The organism is Arcobacter sp. YIC-80 (assembly GCF_044841725.1).
Classification (GTDB): domain Bacteria; phylum Campylobacterota; class Campylobacteria; order Campylobacterales; family Arcobacteraceae; genus Arcobacter_B.
The window spans coordinates 222,154-242,162 of the sequence record NZ_JBJBSI010000001.1; the positions used below are offsets into that span (position 1 = coordinate 222,154).

Consider the following 20,009-nt stretch of genomic DNA (forward strand, 5'->3'; position numbering starts at 1 on the left):
ATGAGAACAAATACATTAGTAACAAAAATATGGTCATATTGTGATACTTTAAGAGATGATGGCTTAGGATATGGCGATTATTTAGAGCAACTAACATATTTATTATTTCTTAAAATGGCAGATGAAAAAGAAAATGAATATGATTTACCAAAAATATGTAATTGGAAAGAGTTGCTTGGATTAGAAAAAGGAGAACTGATAACTCAATATGAAGTTATTTTAAATACACTTGGAAGATCAGGGGGTATGTTAACTAAAATATTTAAAAATGCCCGTAATAAAATCCATGATTCATTTAAACTAAAAAAACTTATTTTATTAATTAATGAGGAGAATTGGACAACAAGTGATTCTGATATAAAAGGTGATATATATGAATCATTACTACAAAAAAATGCTGAAAGTAGTGGTTCTGGACAATACTTTACACCAAGAGCAGTAATTGAAGCAATAGTACAATGTATTGATCCAAAACCCAATGAAACAATATCTGATCCTTCATGTGGTACTGGAGGTTTCTTCTTAAGTGCGCTAGAGCATATATCAAAAAACAAATTAACAAAAGTGCAACAACAATTTTTAAAATTTAAAACATTTAAAGGCTGGGAAATAGAAACATCTACAGCTCGACTTTGTTTAATGAATTTATTTTTACATGGAATTGGTAATTTAAAAGATACTCCCTCTATAGAAGTAACAGACAGTTTAAAAAATGAAGTAAAAGAAAAAGTAGATATTGTTTTAGCAAATCCTCCTTTTGGAAGAAGTAGTAGTGATATTCCTACTATGGATATTAAGTTGTCAGAAAAAGATGGTTACTTTTTAAGAAAAGATTTTATTACAACAACAAGTAATAAACAATTAGCATTTTTACAACATATAATGACAATGATTAATGAAAAAGGAAGAGTTGCTGTTGTATTACCTGATAATGTATTATTTGAAGGTGGAGCAGGAGAAATAATAAGAAAAAAATTATTAGAAGAATATAATCTCCATACTATTTTAAAATTACCAAATGGTATATTTTATGCTCAAGGTGTAAAATCAAATGTATTGTTTTTTGATAAACAAAAGCCTAAAACAGAGTCTATTTGGTTTTATGACTATAGAACAAATGTAAGGCACACCCCTAAGACTAATCCTCTAAAATATAAAGATCTCCAAAATTTTGTAAATTGCTATAAATTAAAAGATAGAAATAATACTACTGAAAAATGGGATGAAAAGAATAGCATAGGAAGATGGAGAGAATACAAAATTGATGAAATATTATTAAGAGATGATACCAATTTAGATATAACTTGGTTAAAAGATGATAGCTTAATAGATATTGAAAACTTGTCTGAACCTGAAATATTAATTGATGAAATTATTGAAAATATTGAAAACTCATTAATAAATTTTAAGGCAATAAGAGATAGTTTTTAATAAGGGTTTATTATTGAACTTAGTAAATCTAAGACGATTAAACATTATTATGTCTTGACAAATTTGTTTGATATTTGCTATAATTTTATAAATTGTTTTTGGCATAGAGTACATATATTGTGTATTTGATGACAGAAATGTCTGCTTAGAGTGAAGCGGGGCTACGATACAGAGCGTTTAGTAAGCCCACGATGGTTGAATACTGTTATCGTCCTGCTTCCATTATATATTGTAAAAAGTTACTATTAATTCCCCATCTTTTTTAGAATCCAAAACAAGTTTTAAAATTTTCCCATTTTTATTTAGTTGATATACTTCTAAGTTAGTGTTTGATACACCAATATTATTTAGTTTTAATCCTCTTGAAAATACTTCAGTGATATTTATAATATCTAATGTTTCAAGTTCTCCAGGACAACCTTTGCAGTAATGTCTTTCTATTATATGTTTGAAGCCTTTTTTGTTATCTCCTAATCTTAAGATAACTTTTTGATCATTTATTAAAAACACTGCATTTTTGCTAACACCATTTACAAAGTCAATAACAATTTTTTGATTAGGTTTCCATCTTTTCTTTTTTCTTGCAGATTCTATAGCTTTAATATCTTTTTTTAATTTTGCTAATCGTTCAGAGTAAACACTCACTATATACCTTTAGTTTTAATAAGATTAAATTTTATCATACATTATATAAATCCTTAACTGTCCATTTTTTCTATCAGAAGCTAATTTTAACACATCAAAATTATTTTTATATTTAGTGTATAATTTAGCTTCATATAATCTATATTTTTTGAAATAAATAGCCTTTTATTTCAAACTTATTTATATTCAGGTTCCTTTAGTTTTTTTACATTAGGATTTAATTCATCTATTATAGTTCCTTTTTCTCCTACATCTTTTTCTAATATCCAAGGTTCTCTTGCACTTAAAGATTCATTACCTGATCTTACAGGCGTTTCTTCTAAACTTAAGCTTTTTAGTAGTCCAGCTATCATGATGATTATAATAATTGAAAAAGGTAATGCTGCTGTAATAACTGCTGCTTGTAGAGTTTCTAAGCCACCAGCTACAATTAAAACACCTGTTAATAGTGTTAAGATAATTCCCCATAAAGCTCTATGTAATGATGGAGGTGCTGTTGAACCTGCTGCTAATATTGTAGTAATTACTAGGGTTCCTGCATTTGCTGATGTTATTAAATATGTAGCAATTAAAACTATCATTAAAAATGACGTGATGTTGCCTAAGATACCAAGATTTAGATTTTCAAGCATTATAAAAAGTGCTCCTGATACATCAGCATTAACTGCACTTACTATATCTTTATTCATAAATAATTCTTCATATAAAGCAGTACCACCAAATAATCCAATCCATATAATAGTAATAAGAGTTGGTGTTAAAAGTACTCCTGCAACAAATTCTCCAAATGTTCTACCTCTTGAAATTCTTGCGATAAACATACCAACAAACGGTGACCAAGCAATCCACCAACCCCAAAAAAATACCGTCCAAACTGCTTGCCAATCTGTGTTATGTGTTACATTAGTATGGAAAGTCATTCTTAAAATATTTTGAATATAATCTCCTGTAGATTCTACTGTTAATCCAATAAGGTATTGAGTAGGACCAAAAATCAATAAAAATCCTAATGCAATAATACTTAGCCAAAAGTTTCCTACAGAGAGTAATTTAACACCTTTATTTACACCTGATAAAACTGATATAGTAGCAATTAACATAATAACTGCCATAACTATTAATTGTAGTGTAGTTGAAGTGTTTATATTAAGAACTTCTTTTAATCCTGAGTTCATTTGTTCAACACCTAAACCAAGAGTTGTAGCAATACCAAAAATAGTACCTATTACTGCTAACACATCAACAAAATCTCCAATAATACCATCTGTATACCTTCCTAAAATAGGATAAAGTGCAGAACGTATTGTTAAAGGATAATTATGTCTAAATGAAAAATATGCCATTGTAATAGCAATAAATGAAAATATCGCCCATCCATTTAAACCCCAGTGAAAATAACTTAAACTCATTCCTGTAATAGCAGCTTCTGGGGTCATTTGTGTTCCTGTAAATGGATTATTTTGAAACTGAATGATAGGTTGTGCTACTGACCAAAAAAGTATACCCACTCCAGTACCTGCTGCAAAAAGCATAGAAACCCATGAAAAGAAAGTAAATTCAGGTTGCTCTAAATCTCCACCTAATCTTACATTTTTATATCTTCCCATTCCAAGCCAAATCATAAAAAACAGTAAAAATGCAACAATTAAAACATAATACCATTCTAAAAAAGGATTAAGAACTTGTCTTATAGTTACAAAAATCTCAGAACTTTTTACAGGAAAATAACCTGTTAAGAAAACTGCAATTAAAATTATCAGCATAGTAAATACAGACATATTTTTATTCATACCTTTAAAAAAGCCAAAACTTGATATATTCATTATTGCTCCTAAAAAAATTTAATTATTATTTCTTTACACTAACAAATGAATCTTAAATGACAGTTAATAAAGTCCGATTTTATAGAACTTTTAAACCTATAATTAGATTTTTTTAGATAAAATCTATCAAATTAGATTAAATGGATTTTATATGATAGTAAATATTACTTTACCAGATAGTACATCTTATGATATTACGATTGATAAATTAAACGATATATATTTTGATACAAAAGTTGTAATTGTTACAAACCCAACAGTTAGTGGTTTTCATTTAGAGTATTTAAAAAAACACTTAAGTGCAAAAGAATTAAGTATTGTAACTATCCCTGATGGGGAAGAATACAAAAATATGAATACTATTGATATGATTTTAAATCATTGTTTTGAACATAGGCTTGATAGAAAATCATTACTTGTTGCATTTGGTGGTGGAGTAATTGGTGATATGACAGGTTTTGCTGCTTCTATTTATCAAAGAGGTATAAATTTTGTGCAAGTTCCTACAACTTTACTTTCTCAAGTTGATGCTAGTGTAGGTGGAAAAACGGGAATAAACAATAAATATGGGAAAAATCTTATAGGAGCATTTCATCAGCCAAAAGCAGTACTTATTGATCCTAGTATGCTAAAGACTTTACCAAAAAGAGAGTTTGGTGCAGGAGTTGCAGAAATAGTTAAAATGGCTGTTACTTTTAATAGTGAATTCTTTGAGTGGTTAGAACAAAATGATTTAACAGATGATGAAAATATAAAAATTGCTATTGCTAAGTCTGTAGAAACAAAAGCAGATGTTGTATCAAAAGATGAAAAAGAACATGGTATTAGAGCTGCTCTTAATTATGGGCATACTTTTGGTCATGTAATAGAAAATGAAACAAATTACGATACATATTTACATGGAGAAGCTGTGGGAATTGGAATGGTTATGGCAAATAACCTAGCTGTTAAAGTTGGTCTTATGAAAGAAGAAGAGGCTTTAAAAGTAAAGAATTTACTTGAAAAATATAATATTCCAACTTCTTATAAAATTAAAGATGTTGAAGATTTTTATGAACATTTTTTCTTAGATAAAAAATCATTGGATAATAAAATTAAGTTTATTTTACCAAAGGGTATTGGAAACTGTGTTATAACAGACGAAGTTAGTAAGAGTGATGTAATAGAGATTTTAAAGGACTTTTAAATTGATTAAAAAAATATTATTGTCTTCTTTTTTTGCTTTTTCTCTTTCTTTTTCACAAGTAACAGAAACATCTAGTACAATTGCACCTGAAGATAAAGCTGTTGTTGATGAAATTGAACAAAAGATAATAAAAGAACGATTTGATGAAGCTCAAAAAGAGCTTGAAGCAAAAAAAGCAAGAGAATTAGCAGAAAAAAAAGCAAGAGAAATTGATATGCAAAATCTTGCTAAAATAAATGTTTTACTAGATAAAATTAAAAAAATTGATTTAGAATTAAAAGATAATATTCTATTAAAAAGATATTCAAATTATATTTCGTATAGTAAAATTTCTACAGAATTAGCTAATCTAAAAAAAGATTTAGCATATAAAAAAAGAATTCATAATGAAGAGAAACTTTTTCAATTACATAATAAAATCAAAGTAAAAGAAAATGAGCTTGAACTAATCAAAGAGTATAAAGGCTCACCTATTGGTGGACTTATCAATCCTCCTGAAATTGAAGAATATGAAGATGTTACTAATCCTTTTGGGATTATAAATGCTTTATCTCATATTAAAAAGCTTGAAGATAATAAAAAAGAGTTTCAGAAATTAGAAAAAGATATTGAAGCTTTAACTGTTAAATTAGATCAAGAATTGATTTTATATTTAGAGCTTTTTAATTTAGATCAAAAAAGTATTTATAAAGATAAAATCACATTTTTAGATAAACAAAAAAAAGATTTTAATATGGTTTTAGAGATTGTATCAACAACACAAATTGTTTATACAAGAAAAATAGAACAAGTAATACTTGAAATTAAAGATCAAATATCTCAACAAATTCAAAAAATCATAATTATTTTAGCAATTATTGTTTTATTATGGCTTATTACATTTTTAGTAAAACTTACTCTAAAAAAATATTTCTCTCAAAACGAGAGTTATTATATGACAAATAAAGTGATAAATTTCACAGTTGTTTTTTTAGTTGTTATGGTTATACTTTTTTCATATATTGATAATGTATCTTATGTAGTAACAATCCTTGGATTTGCATCAGCTGGTATTGCTATTGCTTTAAAAGATTGGTTTATGTCAATATTTGGTTGGATGGTTATCGTAACATCTGGCTCTATTCAAGTAGGTGATAGAATCAAAGTTACTAGAAATGGTTTAGAAGCAGTTGGAGATGTACTTGATATTTCATTATTTAAAATTACAATAAGAGAAGATATTACATACACATCATATACAGTAAATAGAAGAACAGGTAGAATTTTCTTTATTCCAAATAACTATATTTTTTCTGAAATGATAGCAAACTATACTCATTCAGGATTGAGAACAGTTTGGGATGGTATTGATGTTACAATTACTTTTGATTCAAACCATAAAAAAGCGCAAAAGATAGTAAAAGATATTTTAAAACATTATTCAAAAGGTTATACTGATATTACAAGAAAACAGTTATCAAAAATGAGAAATAAATATCAATTAAGAGCAACAGGTGTTGAGCCAAGAGTTTTTACTTTTGCAGAACAACATGGTATGGTTATTTCAGGGTGGTATCTAACAAACTCTTATGCTGCTTTACAGCTAAGAAGTACTATGTCTCCTGAGATTATTAGTGCATTTATGGAAGAAGATGATATTCATATTGCATATCCAACTCAACAAATTAATATTAATAAAACAGATAATGCATACGGAGTTTCAGTACATAAAAAAACTGTGCCAAGTGAACTTGAAGATGCAATAATAAAAAGATAAATTAAGGAACAATATTTAATGAATTTTACAAGTGATAAACCAAGAGTATACTTTAAAACTTTTGGTTGTAGAACAAATGTATTTGATACTCAAGTTATGATGAGTAATTTAAAAGATTTTGAAATTACACAAGATGAAAAAGAAGCAGATGTTGTTGTGATTAATTCATGTACAGTTACAAATGGTGCTGATTCAACTGCTAGAGGATATATAAACTCTTTAAAAAAATTACCAAAAGACCCAAGAGTTATTTTTACAGGTTGTGGTGTTTGGACAAAGGGTGAAAGCCTGTTTAAAGAGCAAAAAGTTGATTCACTATTTGGGCATTCAGAAAAAGAAAATATTAATGAGCTTTTAAAACAAGAAGAGAGATTTTTCCAAGCTGGTGATTTAGAACATATTGATGAAACGATTGTTGAAGAATTTGTTGGCAAAAGTAGGGCATTTATTAAAATCCAAGAAGGTTGTGATTTTAGATGTTCATACTGTATTATTCCTTATGTAAGAGGTGATGCAAGATCTTATAGAGAAGATAAAATCTTAGAGCAAGTAACGACTTTAGCTGCAAATGGTTTTGGAGAATTTATTTTAACTGGTACAAATGTAGGTTCTTATGGTAAAAAACAACATACTTCTTTAGCCAAATTACTTAAAAAAATGTCACAAATCAAAGGTGTTAGAAGAATTAGAATGGGAAGTATTGAACCTATTCAAATTGATGATGAATTTAAAGAAATCATAAACGAACCATTTATGGCAAAACATCTTCATATTGCACTGCAACATACATCAAAAGATATGTTGAAGATTATGAATAGAAGAAATAAAGTATTATCTGATTTAGAATTATTTGAATTCTTAAAAGAAAATGGATATGCTTTAGGAACTGATTTTATTGTTGGACATCCAGGTGAGACTGATGAATTATGGAAAGAAGCTATGGAAAATCTTCATAGATTCCCACTTACTCATGTTCATGCATTTACATACTCAAAAAGAGATGGTACACCAAGTGCTACAATGAAACCTGAAATAAAAGGTGATATCGCTAAATTACGTTATAACGAATTAACTAAAATAATTGAAGAAAAAAATCTTGATTTTAGACAAAATAACAAGCAAAGACTTGAAGTTTTAATAGAACAAGAAAAAAATGGAAAATACATAGGGCTTGATCAATTTTTTAATCAAATAGAAGTCGAATCTCCTGTTGATATTGTAGGAGATTGGATTTTCATAGATGACTATGAAGCAAAGGCTAATAAAAATGTCGCAAAATTCAAATAAGATAGATAAAAATTTAGATAAAAACTTTAAGTTGATGGCAATTTCTGCCATCGTTTTATTAATACTTTTTTTATATACAATCTACAAAAGTAGTGCACATATACAAAATAGTTCTTACTATTTAGGAATAGGTTTCTTATTTATTCTTTTAGCTTTTGCACTAGTTCTTAAATTTAATCAAGAAAAACTTAGAAAATTTATTGAGAAAAATAAAGGCAAAAGTTCAGTTAAAAATAGTGCTTTCAATGAAGAACTAGTAAAGTCAAGAGCACAAACATCACATGAAGTTTTAAATTCAGATATTGTAGCTGTAAGTTCAAATGTAACTTTTAAAGATGTTGCAGGAATTGCAGAAATCAAAGAAGAACTAGAAGAAGTAGTTGATTTCTTAAATGAACCAAACAAATATTTAAAACATGGTATTAAGCTTCCAAAAGGTGTTTTATTAGTTGGGCCTCCAGGTGTTGGTAAGACTTTAATAGCTAGAGCTGTTGCTGGAGAGGCTGATGTTCCTTTCTTTTATCAAAGTGGAGCTTCATTTGTACAAATATATGTGGGAATGGGTGCAAAAAAGGTAAGAGAACTTTTTGCAAAAGCAAAACAAAGTGCACCAGCAATTGTATTTATTGATGAAATAGATGCAGTAGGAAAAGCAAGAAGTGGAAAGTCAAATGACGAAAGAGAAGCTACATTAAATGAACTTTTAACTCAGATGGATGGATTTGAGGGAGATAGTGGAGTTATTGTAATAGCAGCAACTAATAAAATTGAAGTTTTAGATGATGCACTTTTAAGAGCAGGTAGATTTGATAGACGTGTTCATGTTGGACTCCCAAACATAGAAGATAGAAAGAGAATTTTAGAACTATATTTAAAAGAAAAAAATCATGAAGTAAATATAGAAAAATTAGCAAATGACACTTCTGGATTTAGTTCGGCATCTTTAGCAACACTTATTAATGAAGCTTTATTATGTATGATAAAAAAAGATTCAAAAGTTTTAGATATGGATGATATCGAGGTTGCTAAAAATAAACTTGAATTTGGGAAAAAACAAATAAAAATACTTGATGATAAACAAAAAGAGATTTTATCTATTTATCAAGCTTCAAAAGCTTTTATTTCAAAATCAAAAGTTGCTTTATTTGATGAATATGTAGAAAAGCTTGATTCAACATATCCTTCATACCATGAATTATGTGAAAATATAAAAAGAGATTTAGCAGGTATTATAGGTGTTGAAGTAATCAAAAAAGAAAAATATGCTATAAACCATAAAGATTTAGATAGTGCTTATGCTACTGCAAAAGATATAGTAGAAAAATATAAAATGAGTAGTTCTATAGAAGAGTTAATCACAAATATCAAAAATGAATTAAGAGCAGATTTATCTCATAATGCTGCTGATATTGAAAGATTAAAAAATGTTATGTTAGATAAAGAGGTTATAAATATTGAAGATATCTAAAAGTTATTTTTCAGGTTTTTGTTTAGAAAATGAACAAGAATTATTTAGTGAATATTTAATTAATAATGATTTTACTGTTTCAGGCTTTTCTTACGGAGCTATAAAAGCTTTTGAAGAAGTATTACATAGTTCTCAAAGGGTAGATAAACTTCAACTTTTCTCACCTGCATTTTTCCAAACACAAGATAAAAAGTTTAAGAGAATGCAATTGATGTTTTTTAAAAAAGATGCCCAAGCTTATTGTGATAATTTTTTAGAAAACATTGCATATCCCGAAAAAAAAGATACTTCTAAATATTTTAAATTAGGTACTTATGAAGAACTTGAAGAGCTTTTAATGTATCAATGGAGTGAAGAAAAACTTCAAGAACTCCTTGATAAAGGAGTTCAAATTGAAGTTTATCTTGGAGAAAAAGATAAAATTATTGATTCACAAAAAGCAAATGATTTTTTTAAAAATTATGCAACAGTTTATTATATAAAAGAAAAAGGACATATTTTATGAGTGAAAAACAAATAGCAAAAATAGGAATTATCACAGCTTCTGATAGAGCTAGTAAAGGTATATATGAAGATATTAGTGGTAAAGCTATTGAAGAGACTATGAATGATTATTTAACTTCTCCTTGGGAGAGTGTTTATAGATGTATTGAAGATGATCAAAAAACTATTGAAGATACAATGAAAGATTTAGTTGATAATGAAGGTTGTTGTTTAGTTGTTACTACTGGTGGAACAGGTCCAGCAGCTAGAGATGTAACACCAGAAGCTACAGAAGCTGTATGTGATAGAATGATGCCAGGTTTTGGTGAGCTTATGAGAGCTGAATCATTAAAGTTTGTACCAACAGCAATTTTATCAAGACAAACAGCAGGATTAAGAGGAAGTTCATTAATAGTAAATTTACCTGGAAAACCAAAATCAATAAGAGAGTGTTTAGACGCTGTTTTCCCTGCAATTCCATATTGTATTGATTTAATGGAAGGGCCGTTTTTAGAATGTAATGAAGATGTGATTAAACCTTTTAGACCAAAGAAGAAGTAAATTATATATAAAATGTACATAAGATGTACTTATTATGTAGAAAATATGTTATAAGATTTTTTTATGTTACTATAGGTAAATAATTCTTGTAGTATATACAATTTTTATACACTTTCTTTTGATATTTAGACTATTCTAATTACAATGTATATAGTAGTTAAAAAAGAAAGGATTCAATTGAAAAAAATAGCTATAGCATTAGTATTAGCACTAGCTACATTTTTTGTAGCTAGTTATGCGTTTAATACGCAACATGCAACACTTCTTGCGATTATTGCATTTCTTGTTGCATTATGGACAAATGAGGCATTACCTTTAGGTGTAGTATCACTTTTACCAATATTACTATTTCCTACATTTGATATTATGAGTACAAATGCAACTTCTGTAAATTACTCTAAATCTATTATTTTTCTATTTTTAGGTGGTTTTATGATAGCTATTGCTACTCAAAAGACCAATTTACATAAATATGTTTCAAATAAGTTATTGACACTTTTCCCTAATACTCCAAGAGGAATTTTATTTTCACTATCAATAACTTCAGCATTTTTAAGTTCTCTTATTTCAAATACAACAACAGCACTTTTACTTATTCCTATTGCTATGTTCTTAACAAATGATTTAAGACTAAAAATGAGATTAGTACTTGCTATTGCTTATGGTGCAAGTATTGGTGGTATTGTAACACCAATTGGTACGCCACCTAATTTAATTCTTTTAGGATTTATGGAACAGCAGGCAATAGAGGCTATACCATTTGTTAAATGGATTTTTTTAACAGCACCACTTGCTTTTGTTATGCTTTTAATTATTCCTTTTGTTTTATCACTAGGTGTAAATAACTTAAAGTTCGATACTCATTTAGAAGATAGAGAACATTTAAATTCTGAGCAAAGAAGACTTTTATATATTTTAGGTTCATTAGTTGTTCTTTTATTAGTTAACTCAAAAATTGAACCATACTATTCTGGACTGGGAATAAATGAGAAAGGTATATTACTTGGTTATGGTTTACTAATGTTCTTACCTAAAATAGGATTTTTAACTTGGGATGATACAAAAAAGATTCCTTATGAGATTATATTCTTATTTGGTGCAGGTTTTTCTATTGCTGCTGCTTTTTCTTCAACAGGATTAGCAAATGAAATAGCAAATTATTTATTACAACTTACTAATTTACCAGTTGTATTCTTAATCATATTAGTAGCTTCACTTATTACTTTTACGACAGAGGTTACTTCTAATACAGCATTAATTTCTATTGCATTACCTATTATTTACTCATTAAGTCAGGTTGCTAATATTGATAGTACATTAATTTTATTTGTTGCTACTATTTGTGCTTCTTATGCTTTCATGCTTCCAATTGCTACTCCGCCAAATGCTATTGCTATGAGTAGTGGAGCTGTAAAAGTAAAAGACATGGCTAAATTTGGTATTGTATTTAATATCTTTGGTATTATTTGTATTACTACAATAGCTTTAGTTTACTGGCAGTATTATTTATAATAAAAGTATTATAGCCTTTTGGCTATAATGCGCCCATGCAAAATATATTAAAAAAATTAGATTTAACAGACTATATAGAATCTTTCTCTAAACTTTTAGCTAGAGAAAAATCAATCATCTTAGAAGGGGATATAAACCTTCACTTTAAACTTATAAATGAACTTTCAAGATATGATATTAATGAACCAAAAAAAGTTGAAAATTTAGACAATCAACTTGTACATTTACAAAAACAAGGTATTTTAAAAGTTTATGAAATTTATGAATTCATTAAAATTATTAAGTATTTTAACTATTTAAAAAGATTTAACTTTGAAGGAAAACTTCAAGAGTGGATAGATAAGATTATCATACCATCAGAAATAAATTCTGTTTGTGATTATTTTGATGAAAAATCAAATTTAAAACATGGTGTAAATGATGATTTTGATAGAGTAAATGAAGCTATCAAAAAAAACAAAGAGCAAATTAAACAAAGCCTTTATAAATCAATAAACAACAGTAATCTAAGAACTTATCTTGTAGATTCACAAGTTCATTATGTAAATGGCGAAGAGTGTTTACTTGTAAGAGGTGGTTTTAACCATGTATTAAAAGCTTCTGTTTTAGATAGATCAAACTCAGGTTTTTTCTATGTTTTACCTCATAGTGTAAGTTCTCTTAAACAAGCACAAAATGATTTAGTTAATAAAAAAGAAGAAATTCTTCTTAAAGTATGTAAAGATATAAGTTCTACTTTTGAGAAAAACTTGATGTTTTTAAAATTTATAAATAAAGAGTTTGATAGATTTGATCATTATCAAGCAAGAATATTTTTTGCGAAGATAGATGATAAAAATTTTATTTTACCATCAAAGAAAAAAGAGAATAAATTAGTGAAGTTTTCTCACCCTGCATTACATGATCCTAAGCCTATTAGTATTGACTTTACTAAATCAGTTGTTATGATTACTGGGGTAAATGCAGGTGGTAAAACAATGATGTTAAAATCTATTTTATCAGCAGTTTTTTTATCAAAATATTTGCTTCCTTACAAAGCTTCAAAAGAGACAGTTATCGGAAGTTTTAAAAACATAAATGCTGTGTTAGATGATCCCCAAAGTGTTAAAAATGATATTTCTACTTTTGCAGGAAGAATGGTAGAGTTTTCAAAATTATTTAGTGCTAAAAATGCAATAGTTGGGGTAGATGAGATTGAGTTAGGAACTGATTCAGATGAAGCTGCAAGTTTATTTAAAGTAATAATTGAAGATTTAATGAAAAGAGATATTAAAGTAATTATTACAACTCACCATAAAAGATTGGCTGCACTTATGGCTTCAAATGACGATGTAGAATTAATAGCTGCATTATATGATGAAGAAAATCAAAAACCAACTTATGATTTTTTACAAGGAACTATTGGTAAGTCTTATGCTTTTGAAACAGCAAGTAGATATGGAATTCCTCAAAATGTAATCAAAAAAGCAAAAGAAGTTTATGGTGAAGATAAAGATAGACTAAATGAATTAATACAAAGAAGTAGTGATTTGGAGAGGGAATACAAACTAAAAATTGCTAAACTTGATGATGAAATAGAAAATATGCAAAGATTATCAAGAAATTTAAAGGAACAAAAAGAGACTTTAGATGATCAAATTTATTCTGAAAAGTCAAAACTTCACAAAGAGTATAAAGATGCAAGAGATGAGGCAAAAAAAGCTATAAAAGCTAAATTAGTAAAAGAAGGACATCAGCACTTAAATATATCTCATAAAAAAGCAAGCGAAATTGAAACAAAAAAAGTAGTTGATCCTGTTGAGCTTAAAGTAGGGGATAGGGTAAAATATAGAAATACAAAAGGTACACTAATTTCTATAAAAGGTAAAAAAGCTTTTATTGAAAATGATATGGGTATGAAAGTGCAAGTAAAACTTGAAGATTTACAAAGAAGTGGAAACCCACCAAAAATAAAAACACCACCTAAAAAAGCTACAGTAAATGTACAAAAACCAGATAGTGGTCATGTAAAACTTGATTTACATGGTCAAAGATCAGATGAAGCTGTTGATAATCTTGATAAGTTCTTATCCGATGCACTAATAGCAGGTTTTGATGAAGTTTTAGTTTATCATGGCATAGGTACTGGAAAACTATCTTATGCAGTTAAGAAGTTTTTAGATTCTCATCCAAAAGTAAAAGCTTATACAGACGCTCATCCAAGTCAAGGTGGTTTTGGAGCTAAAGTTATTAAACTTTAAAAAAGTGGTACTTTTTTAGTACCATTTTTAACTATACTTCTTTCATAATTTAAAGGAAGTATTTGATGTTTAATAATATAGTTTTTGATGTAATTTTTGGATTACTTTTTATAAGTGCTATTATTGCTGCTTTACCTTATAGTTTTTGGGTAGCAATACATGTAGATAGTAATGAAGATAAGAACTAGTAAACTAGTTCTTATTTCTTAAGATTTTTTATAAATTCTTCCATAGTTTTATTTGCTGCATCATTTGGTGCTTCTAAAAAATTTACTATAAATGAATCTTCTAGTTCACAAACTGCTATACTTCTAGGTCTTACTGCTAAAACCTCTGGTGTTGGGAGTTCTTTCCCAAAACAAAAAACTATATTTTTAGCTGCTTTTATATGAGGATTTATCTCACCTTCTTTTAAAGAGCTTGTATGTGCATATTGATCAAATATAGCAATATAAGAGATTATAGGATGATTGTCAATCATCGTTTTCAACTCATTTATGACTTCATCTACAGTATTGAATTTAAGTTCTTCTTTCTTATAAACTATTTCAAATATATGATATTTATTTTTAAATATTTTTTGTGTCATTTTTTTCCTTTATTTTAATAAAACTAATGATTTTATAGCACAATTAATTCTTTCATCTAAATCACTTGTATCTTCTTTCATATAGTCAGTTTGAATTTTATATACTTGTTGGTTATTTAAAGAGAATTCTAAGACAATATATCCAGCATAAACTTTACAGCTATCACCTTTTTTTCTTTTATCTTCTCTGTCATTTTCATAGATATAAAATTTTATATTTAGAGTGTCATTTGTTTTTAAATCATTTATTTTATATGTAGTTACTATTTTTGATATTCTTTGTTTTATATCTTCATTTGAAACTTTATCTTTTATGTTACTTTTCATAAATTTTGAGTAATCAATATATCCATCAATTTTAGTAGAGTTACTCTCTAAGAGTTGAATAGCTTTTAAAATATCTGCTTCTGTATTTATCTTTTCAAAAGTTGTTGTTGTATTTTGACAAGGAACTCTTTTTAGATTCTTCGATGATGTTTTATTTATTTGAGTAAAAACACCATAAAATAGAAAACCTAATAAGAGTATCATAATAATAACTAAACTATTTTTCATAACTAATCCTTATAATTAATGTATTAAAAAATAGAATAATAACAGATTATTATAAATATGTCAAATGACATATTTATAAGTTTTAGTTATATTATTATTTTAATTGAGAGATTTCTAAATCTATGCTAGAAGTTTTTTTGCTTTGAGATTGTATATTTACTTTATTACTTATGATAACTTGAGAAGGTTTGATGTTATTTGTTTTTACTAAATACTCTTTGATATTTAAAACTCTATTTTTTGCCATAAGTTCTAAGTCTTTTTTTGTGATGTTTTGTTTTTGAATAAGTTGATTTTCTAAGTAGTTTGTATAGCTCTTTATATCTAATTTATCATTTTTCATATATGTTTTTTTAGAGCTTAGTTTCTTATCATATTTTTTGTACATATCCATCATAATATTTAAATACTTTTCTTCATAGTTTCTTATTTGATCATTTGGTATTTCTTCTTTTATTTTTTTATTAAAAATAGCTTTTTTAAGTGCAAACATATCTTTTGTTTTATCATAAGAAGGTACAAGTTTTAAGGCTAAATTTGGTCTTTTATTTAATATTTTTGTAATCTTATCAAGTGTTTCTTTTTGTATTGGTGTTATTTCACTTTTCCCAAACTCAAAGTTTATACTTTTTATCTCATCTGCATCAAATCCAAACATCGCTCCTAACAATGAAAAAGGTGCAGTGATAGCTTTTGTAATTAGATTTGTAAACGCTTTCCATAATACTGAACCTATTTCAAATTTTGGATCATCAACATTCCCTGATACTGGAATATTTAAATCAATCACTCCCTTCGAATCTTCAAGTAGTGCAATTGCTAAACCAAGAGGTAAGGATACAGCATCATCACTTTTTACGTCTTTTCCTAATTCGATTTTTGTAATTACTATTGAATTTTGTGCTTCTAGATCTGACTTTTGAATATTGTAATTTAGATTTAAATCTAGCTTTCCACTATCTAATTCTTTTCCTATAAACTTTGATGTATAAGGAGTAAAGTTTTTCATAGAAATATTTTTAAATATCATATTTACATCAGTAAGAATTTTCATATCATTTGGATTTACAACACCTGTGATTTTTGTTGTTCCATATTTATCTACTACACCGTTTACTTTCAGTTTTGTCTTACTAGCTTTTGTAGTATCAAGTTCTGATATTTGACCATTTAATTTTGAAACAACCGTTTTAAACGCAATAGGTAGGTTTTTATCTTCAAATGCTAATGAAGCATTTTCTATTTTTACAGGCCCAATATTTAATTTAGCCGTACTTTTTGAGTTGTCTTTTTTCTTTTTATCAGCTATTTGCTTTTTCTTTTTTGAAGCTTCTTTTTTTGGAAGAGAGATTGATACTTTTGGATTTATAATACTCGTACTTGCTACACTTATTAAGCCATTTGTATAGCTTTTAATATCTTTTACAAAAATATCAATATTTGAAGTATTTATTTTAGTTTTTTCTTTTGTATTATATATATTTAAAGTAGGTTCTTTTAGATTTAACTTCTTCACTACTATTGATTTTGCATCTTTACTTATATCATCTAAATTTAAAGTGATATTTTGTGCATTTATTAAACTATGATTTTTTTTATTTTCAAGTTGAATAGATGGCTTTGAAATAGATGCTTTTTTGATATCAATATTTGAGCCATTGAGATTGATCGTATTTATATCTAAGTTAAGATTATTTACATCTATTGTTTGTTTTTCTTTTGCTTGTGATATAAAAATTTTATTTATATTTGACTCAAGAGTATTTATAGATGTTTTTAAGTCTTTGAGTTTTATTCCTTTTATTTTAAGAGAAGTATTATTTGTATTTACTTGTAAAGAGTTCTTTTTGTCTTTAAAAATCAAAGCTTTTTTCTTTATATCTAGGCTATTTAATGAAGTTATATTATTTGCTAGTCTTAATGTATTTAGATTTATGTCTAAATCATCTGTATTTACTTCCATAGAGTTCTTTTTATCTTCAAAAGATAAGTTAGGGTTTTTTAGACTTAAACTAGCCAATGAAATATCAGAACCTTTAATATCTATGTTATTTGAATTGATGCTAAAATTTGGATTTTTAACTTCCATATTATTTATGTTATCTTTAAAATCTAAAGTACCATTTGATAGCTGTACATTATCTATATTTACTTTCCAATTGTTTGAAGTTTTTTCTTCTTTTTTAGTTTCTTTTGGAGTATTTATAAGTTTTGCTACATTTAAGCCATCTTTATTTTGAATAAGATTTATAAAAGGTTTTGAAAGACTTACTTGAGATACTTTTATATCCTCTTCTTTTAAATCTAAACTCACTTTTTTTACATCAAACTCTTTTAGTTTGAATATATCTTGTTTTGTATCATTGCTTTTTAGATTTAGATTTGATAAGTTTAGTTTATCTGTAAAAACTTTTAAGTTAAATTCGTCTTTTGTAGTAATGTCAAAGTTTGCTATTAGATCTAATTTTGCTTTTTTATCTAAAGTAAAGTTTAGCATCTCTTTTTCATAATCTAAAAGCTTTTGTAACTCTAAGTTTTCTAGTGTAGCTTTTCCATACATAGTAAAAGGTTGAAGTCTAAAAGCACCTTGAATTAGTAGTTTAGAGTTTTTATTTATATTTAAAGCAAAGCTATTTGATGATAAAGGGTTTCCAAAACTACCTAAATCATATAAAGTATAATTTATATCATCAATTGATAAAAAGAAAGGATCGTTTTCTTTTAGTCTAGTATAGTTTATTTTTGTATCAATTAAAGATAGTTTTGAAACTAAAAAGGCTAAATTATTTTCTTCTTTTGTGGGTTCTTTTTTTATTGGTTCATCTTTTGATGGTTTTAAAAGTTTTGTAAGATTGATTGTTCCATCTTTTTGCTGTATCACATCAACAAATGCACTTTTTAGTGATACATTTTCAATATTTATATGTAATTCAAATAAAGACTGTAAAACTCCAAAATCTAATGCAAATTCTTCAAAAGAAATAGTTGGTTTTTCATATTCACCAAGCCGAAAATCATGGATTTTCGTATTAAAAGTAAAGGGGTTGAAATCTACTTTTTTTATATGGGATTTTAGGGTTAGGTTTTTATCAAGATTTTTTATTAACTGATCTTCTAGGATATAAGGAATAAGTTTAAAACCTATGGTCACATATACGCTTAAAGATATTACGATAGTATAAAATATTTTATCAAATCTACTCATAATCATTGCCTTTTGGTATTCATAATTTTTTTAGAATTTTAATTATTATAGCAAAATAAATCACAATTTCGCTACAATCCCATTATATATAAAAGGAATTAAATGACAGTTATAGAACTATTTCAAAAATTATTAAGATTTAAGTCAGTTACTCCTGATGATGATGGGGCGTTTGATTTTATAGAAGAGTATTTAGGTGATACATGGGAATGTATAAGTGTTGATATGGAAGGTGTAAAAAATAGATTTTATTATAAAAAATTCAACGACAATCCACAACACTTATGTTTTGCAGGACATATTGATGTAGTACCTCCTGGTGAGGGTTGGGAAGTTGATCCTTTTGCTGCTGATATTATCGATGGTGTTATTACAGCACGTGGGACACAAGATATGAAAAGTGGTGATGCAGCGTTTTTATATGCTTGTAAACATGCTGAAAACTTTGATGGGACACTAAGTATTCTTATGACTTCTGATGAAGAGGGTGAAGGAACTTATGGAACTATCAAAATGCTTGAGCATTTAAAAGAGATAAACTTTATACCTCAATACGCAGTTGTAGCAGAGCCTACATGTGAAGATGTATTTGGAGATGCTATAAAAGTAGGAAGAAGAGGAAGTATCAACGGATATATCACTATCAAAGGAAAGCAAGGCCATGCAGCATATCCAGAAAAGTGTATAAATCCAGTACATAACTTCGCTCATGTTTTACCAAAAATAGCAGGACATAACTTAGATGATGGTGATGAATACTTCGCTCCTTCAAAGATGGTAATCACTGATATAAGAGGTGGTATGGAAGTTACAAATGTAACACCAAATGAGTTAAAACTTATGTTCAATGTAAGAAACTCAACAAACACTACAAGAGAATCAGTAGAAGAGTTCATCCATGAAAATCTAAAAGGTTTAGAGTATGACTTTGTGAGCACACAAGGTTCTTTTCCATTTGTAACAAACAAAGAATCAAAAGTAGTAAAAGCTATGGAAAACTCAATCAAAGAAATCACAGGAGTTACTACAAAACACTCAACAGCAGGTGGTACAAGTGACGCTAGATACTTCGGAAGCTTTGGAATAGAAGCCATAGAGTTTGGAGTAATCAACGACACTATTCATAGTGTAGGTGAGAGAACAACAGTAAAAGAAGTAGAAGACTTAGCTGCTGTTTATGTGGACTTGATTAAAAAGTTTTAATCTTTTCACTTGAAATTGCTAGAAGGTAAGAATTCAAGTTCTTACCTTTTTTTATAGTTGAAATT

At 27.4% G+C, this 20,009-nt stretch carries 16 protein-coding genes; 11 read left to right on the plus strand and 5 right to left on the minus strand.

Annotated features, from left to right (window positions below; genetic code table 11):
• On the plus strand, positions 1 to 1,431 hold the full coding sequence (locus ACH5BK_RS00935; protein ID WP_404303879.1) for an N-6 DNA methylase: 1,431 nt from the start codon (positions 1 to 3) through the stop codon (positions 1,429 to 1,431).
• Positions 1,432 to 1,653: 222 nt separating this feature from the next.
• Here ACH5BK_RS00935 and ACH5BK_RS00940 read toward each other — a convergent pair whose 3' ends face one another.
• Both ACH5BK_RS00940 and ACH5BK_RS00945 read right to left on the minus strand, forming a co-directional pair.
• Positions 1,654 to 2,076, minus strand: a complete 423-nt coding sequence (locus ACH5BK_RS00940; RefSeq protein ID WP_404303881.1) for a hypothetical protein — start codon at positions 2,074 to 2,076, stop codon at positions 1,654 to 1,656.
• A gap of 176 nt (positions 2,077 to 2,252) precedes the next feature.
• Positions 2,253 to 3,899: a BCCT family transporter gene (locus ACH5BK_RS00945; protein ID WP_404303883.1), complete on the minus strand. Its 1,647-nt coding sequence runs from the start codon at positions 3,897 to 3,899 to the stop codon at positions 2,253 to 2,255.
• A 151-nt stretch (positions 3,900 to 4,050) separates the two neighbouring features.
• Between ACH5BK_RS00945 and aroB the strand changes: the two genes are divergently transcribed.
• The 9 genes from aroB to ACH5BK_RS00990 all read left to right on the plus strand — a co-directional run bounded on the left by aroB (position 4,051) and on the right by ACH5BK_RS00990 (position 14,580).
• Complete coding sequence (aroB, locus tag ACH5BK_RS00950) at positions 4,051 to 5,085, plus strand: 3-dehydroquinate synthase (protein ID WP_404303884.1); 1,035 nt, start codon at positions 4,051 to 4,053, stop codon at positions 5,083 to 5,085.
• 1 nt (position 5,086) lies between these two features.
• Complete coding sequence (locus tag ACH5BK_RS00955) at positions 5,087 to 6,841, plus strand: mechanosensitive ion channel domain-containing protein (protein WP_404303885.1); 1,755 nt, start codon at positions 5,087 to 5,089, stop codon at positions 6,839 to 6,841.
• Between the two features lie 18 nt (positions 6,842 to 6,859).
• Complete coding sequence (gene mtaB, locus ACH5BK_RS00960; protein ID WP_404303886.1) at positions 6,860 to 8,128, plus strand: tRNA (N(6)-L-threonylcarbamoyladenosine(37)-C(2))-methylthiotransferase MtaB; 1,269 nt, start codon at positions 6,860 to 6,862, stop codon at positions 8,126 to 8,128.
• Positions 8,109 to 9,596 carry an AAA family ATPase gene (locus tag ACH5BK_RS00965; protein ID WP_404303887.1) on the plus strand — a complete coding sequence of 496 codons (1,488 nt, stop codon included), beginning with the start codon at positions 8,109 to 8,111 and terminating at the stop codon, positions 9,594 to 9,596. The genes mtaB and ACH5BK_RS00965 overlap by 20 nt, the downstream gene beginning before the upstream one ends.
• Positions 9,583 to 10,101: a pimelyl-ACP methyl ester esterase BioV gene (bioV, locus tag ACH5BK_RS00970; protein WP_404303889.1), complete on the plus strand. Its 519-nt coding sequence runs from the start codon at positions 9,583 to 9,585 to the stop codon at positions 10,099 to 10,101. The genes ACH5BK_RS00965 and bioV overlap by 14 nt, the downstream gene beginning before the upstream one ends.
• The gene (gene mog / locus ACH5BK_RS00975; RefSeq protein WP_404303891.1) at positions 10,098 to 10,640 is read left to right on the plus strand and encodes a molybdopterin adenylyltransferase; all 543 of its coding nucleotides are present in this window, start codon (positions 10,098 to 10,100) and stop codon (positions 10,638 to 10,640) included. Before bioV ends, mog begins: the two co-directional genes overlap by 4 nt.
• 177 nt (positions 10,641 to 10,817) lie before the next feature.
• Positions 10,818 to 12,152 (plus strand): SLC13 family permease, encoded by a 1,335-nt coding sequence (locus ACH5BK_RS00980; RefSeq protein WP_404303893.1) that lies wholly within the window; start codon positions 10,818 to 10,820, stop codon positions 12,150 to 12,152.
• 35 nt (positions 12,153 to 12,187) lie between these two features.
• Positions 12,188 to 14,392 (plus strand): endonuclease MutS2, encoded by a 2,205-nt coding sequence (locus ACH5BK_RS00985; RefSeq protein WP_404303895.1) that lies wholly within the window; start codon positions 12,188 to 12,190, stop codon positions 14,390 to 14,392.
• Between the two features lie 65 nt (positions 14,393 to 14,457).
• Positions 14,458 to 14,580, plus strand: a complete 123-nt coding sequence (locus ACH5BK_RS00990; RefSeq protein ID WP_404303896.1) for a hypothetical protein — start codon at positions 14,458 to 14,460, stop codon at positions 14,578 to 14,580.
• 11 nt (positions 14,581 to 14,591) lie between these two features.
• Here the strand turns inward: ACH5BK_RS00990 and ACH5BK_RS00995 are convergent, their stop codons facing one another.
• From ACH5BK_RS00995 to ACH5BK_RS01005, 3 genes are all read right to left on the minus strand, one after another.
• Positions 14,592 to 14,981 carry a DUF6858 family protein gene (locus tag ACH5BK_RS00995; RefSeq protein ID WP_404303898.1) on the minus strand — a complete coding sequence of 130 codons (390 nt, stop codon included), beginning with the start codon at positions 14,979 to 14,981 and terminating at the stop codon, positions 14,592 to 14,594.
• Between the two features lie 9 nt (positions 14,982 to 14,990).
• Complete coding sequence (locus ACH5BK_RS01000) at positions 14,991 to 15,536, minus strand: hypothetical protein (RefSeq protein ID WP_404303900.1); 546 nt, start codon at positions 15,534 to 15,536, stop codon at positions 14,991 to 14,993.
• 94 nt (positions 15,537 to 15,630) lie between these two features.
• On the minus strand, positions 15,631 to 18,741 hold the full coding sequence (locus ACH5BK_RS01005; RefSeq protein WP_404303902.1) for a DUF748 domain-containing protein: 3,111 nt from the start codon (positions 18,739 to 18,741) through the stop codon (positions 15,631 to 15,633).
• A gap of 102 nt (positions 18,742 to 18,843) precedes the next feature.
• Here ACH5BK_RS01005 and dapE point away from each other — a divergent pair, with 102 nt between their 5' ends.
• Positions 18,844 to 19,944, plus strand: a complete 1,101-nt coding sequence (gene dapE / locus ACH5BK_RS01010) for a succinyl-diaminopimelate desuccinylase (protein WP_404303904.1) — start codon at positions 18,844 to 18,846, stop codon at positions 19,942 to 19,944.
• Positions 19,945 to 20,009: the final 65 nt, after the last annotated feature.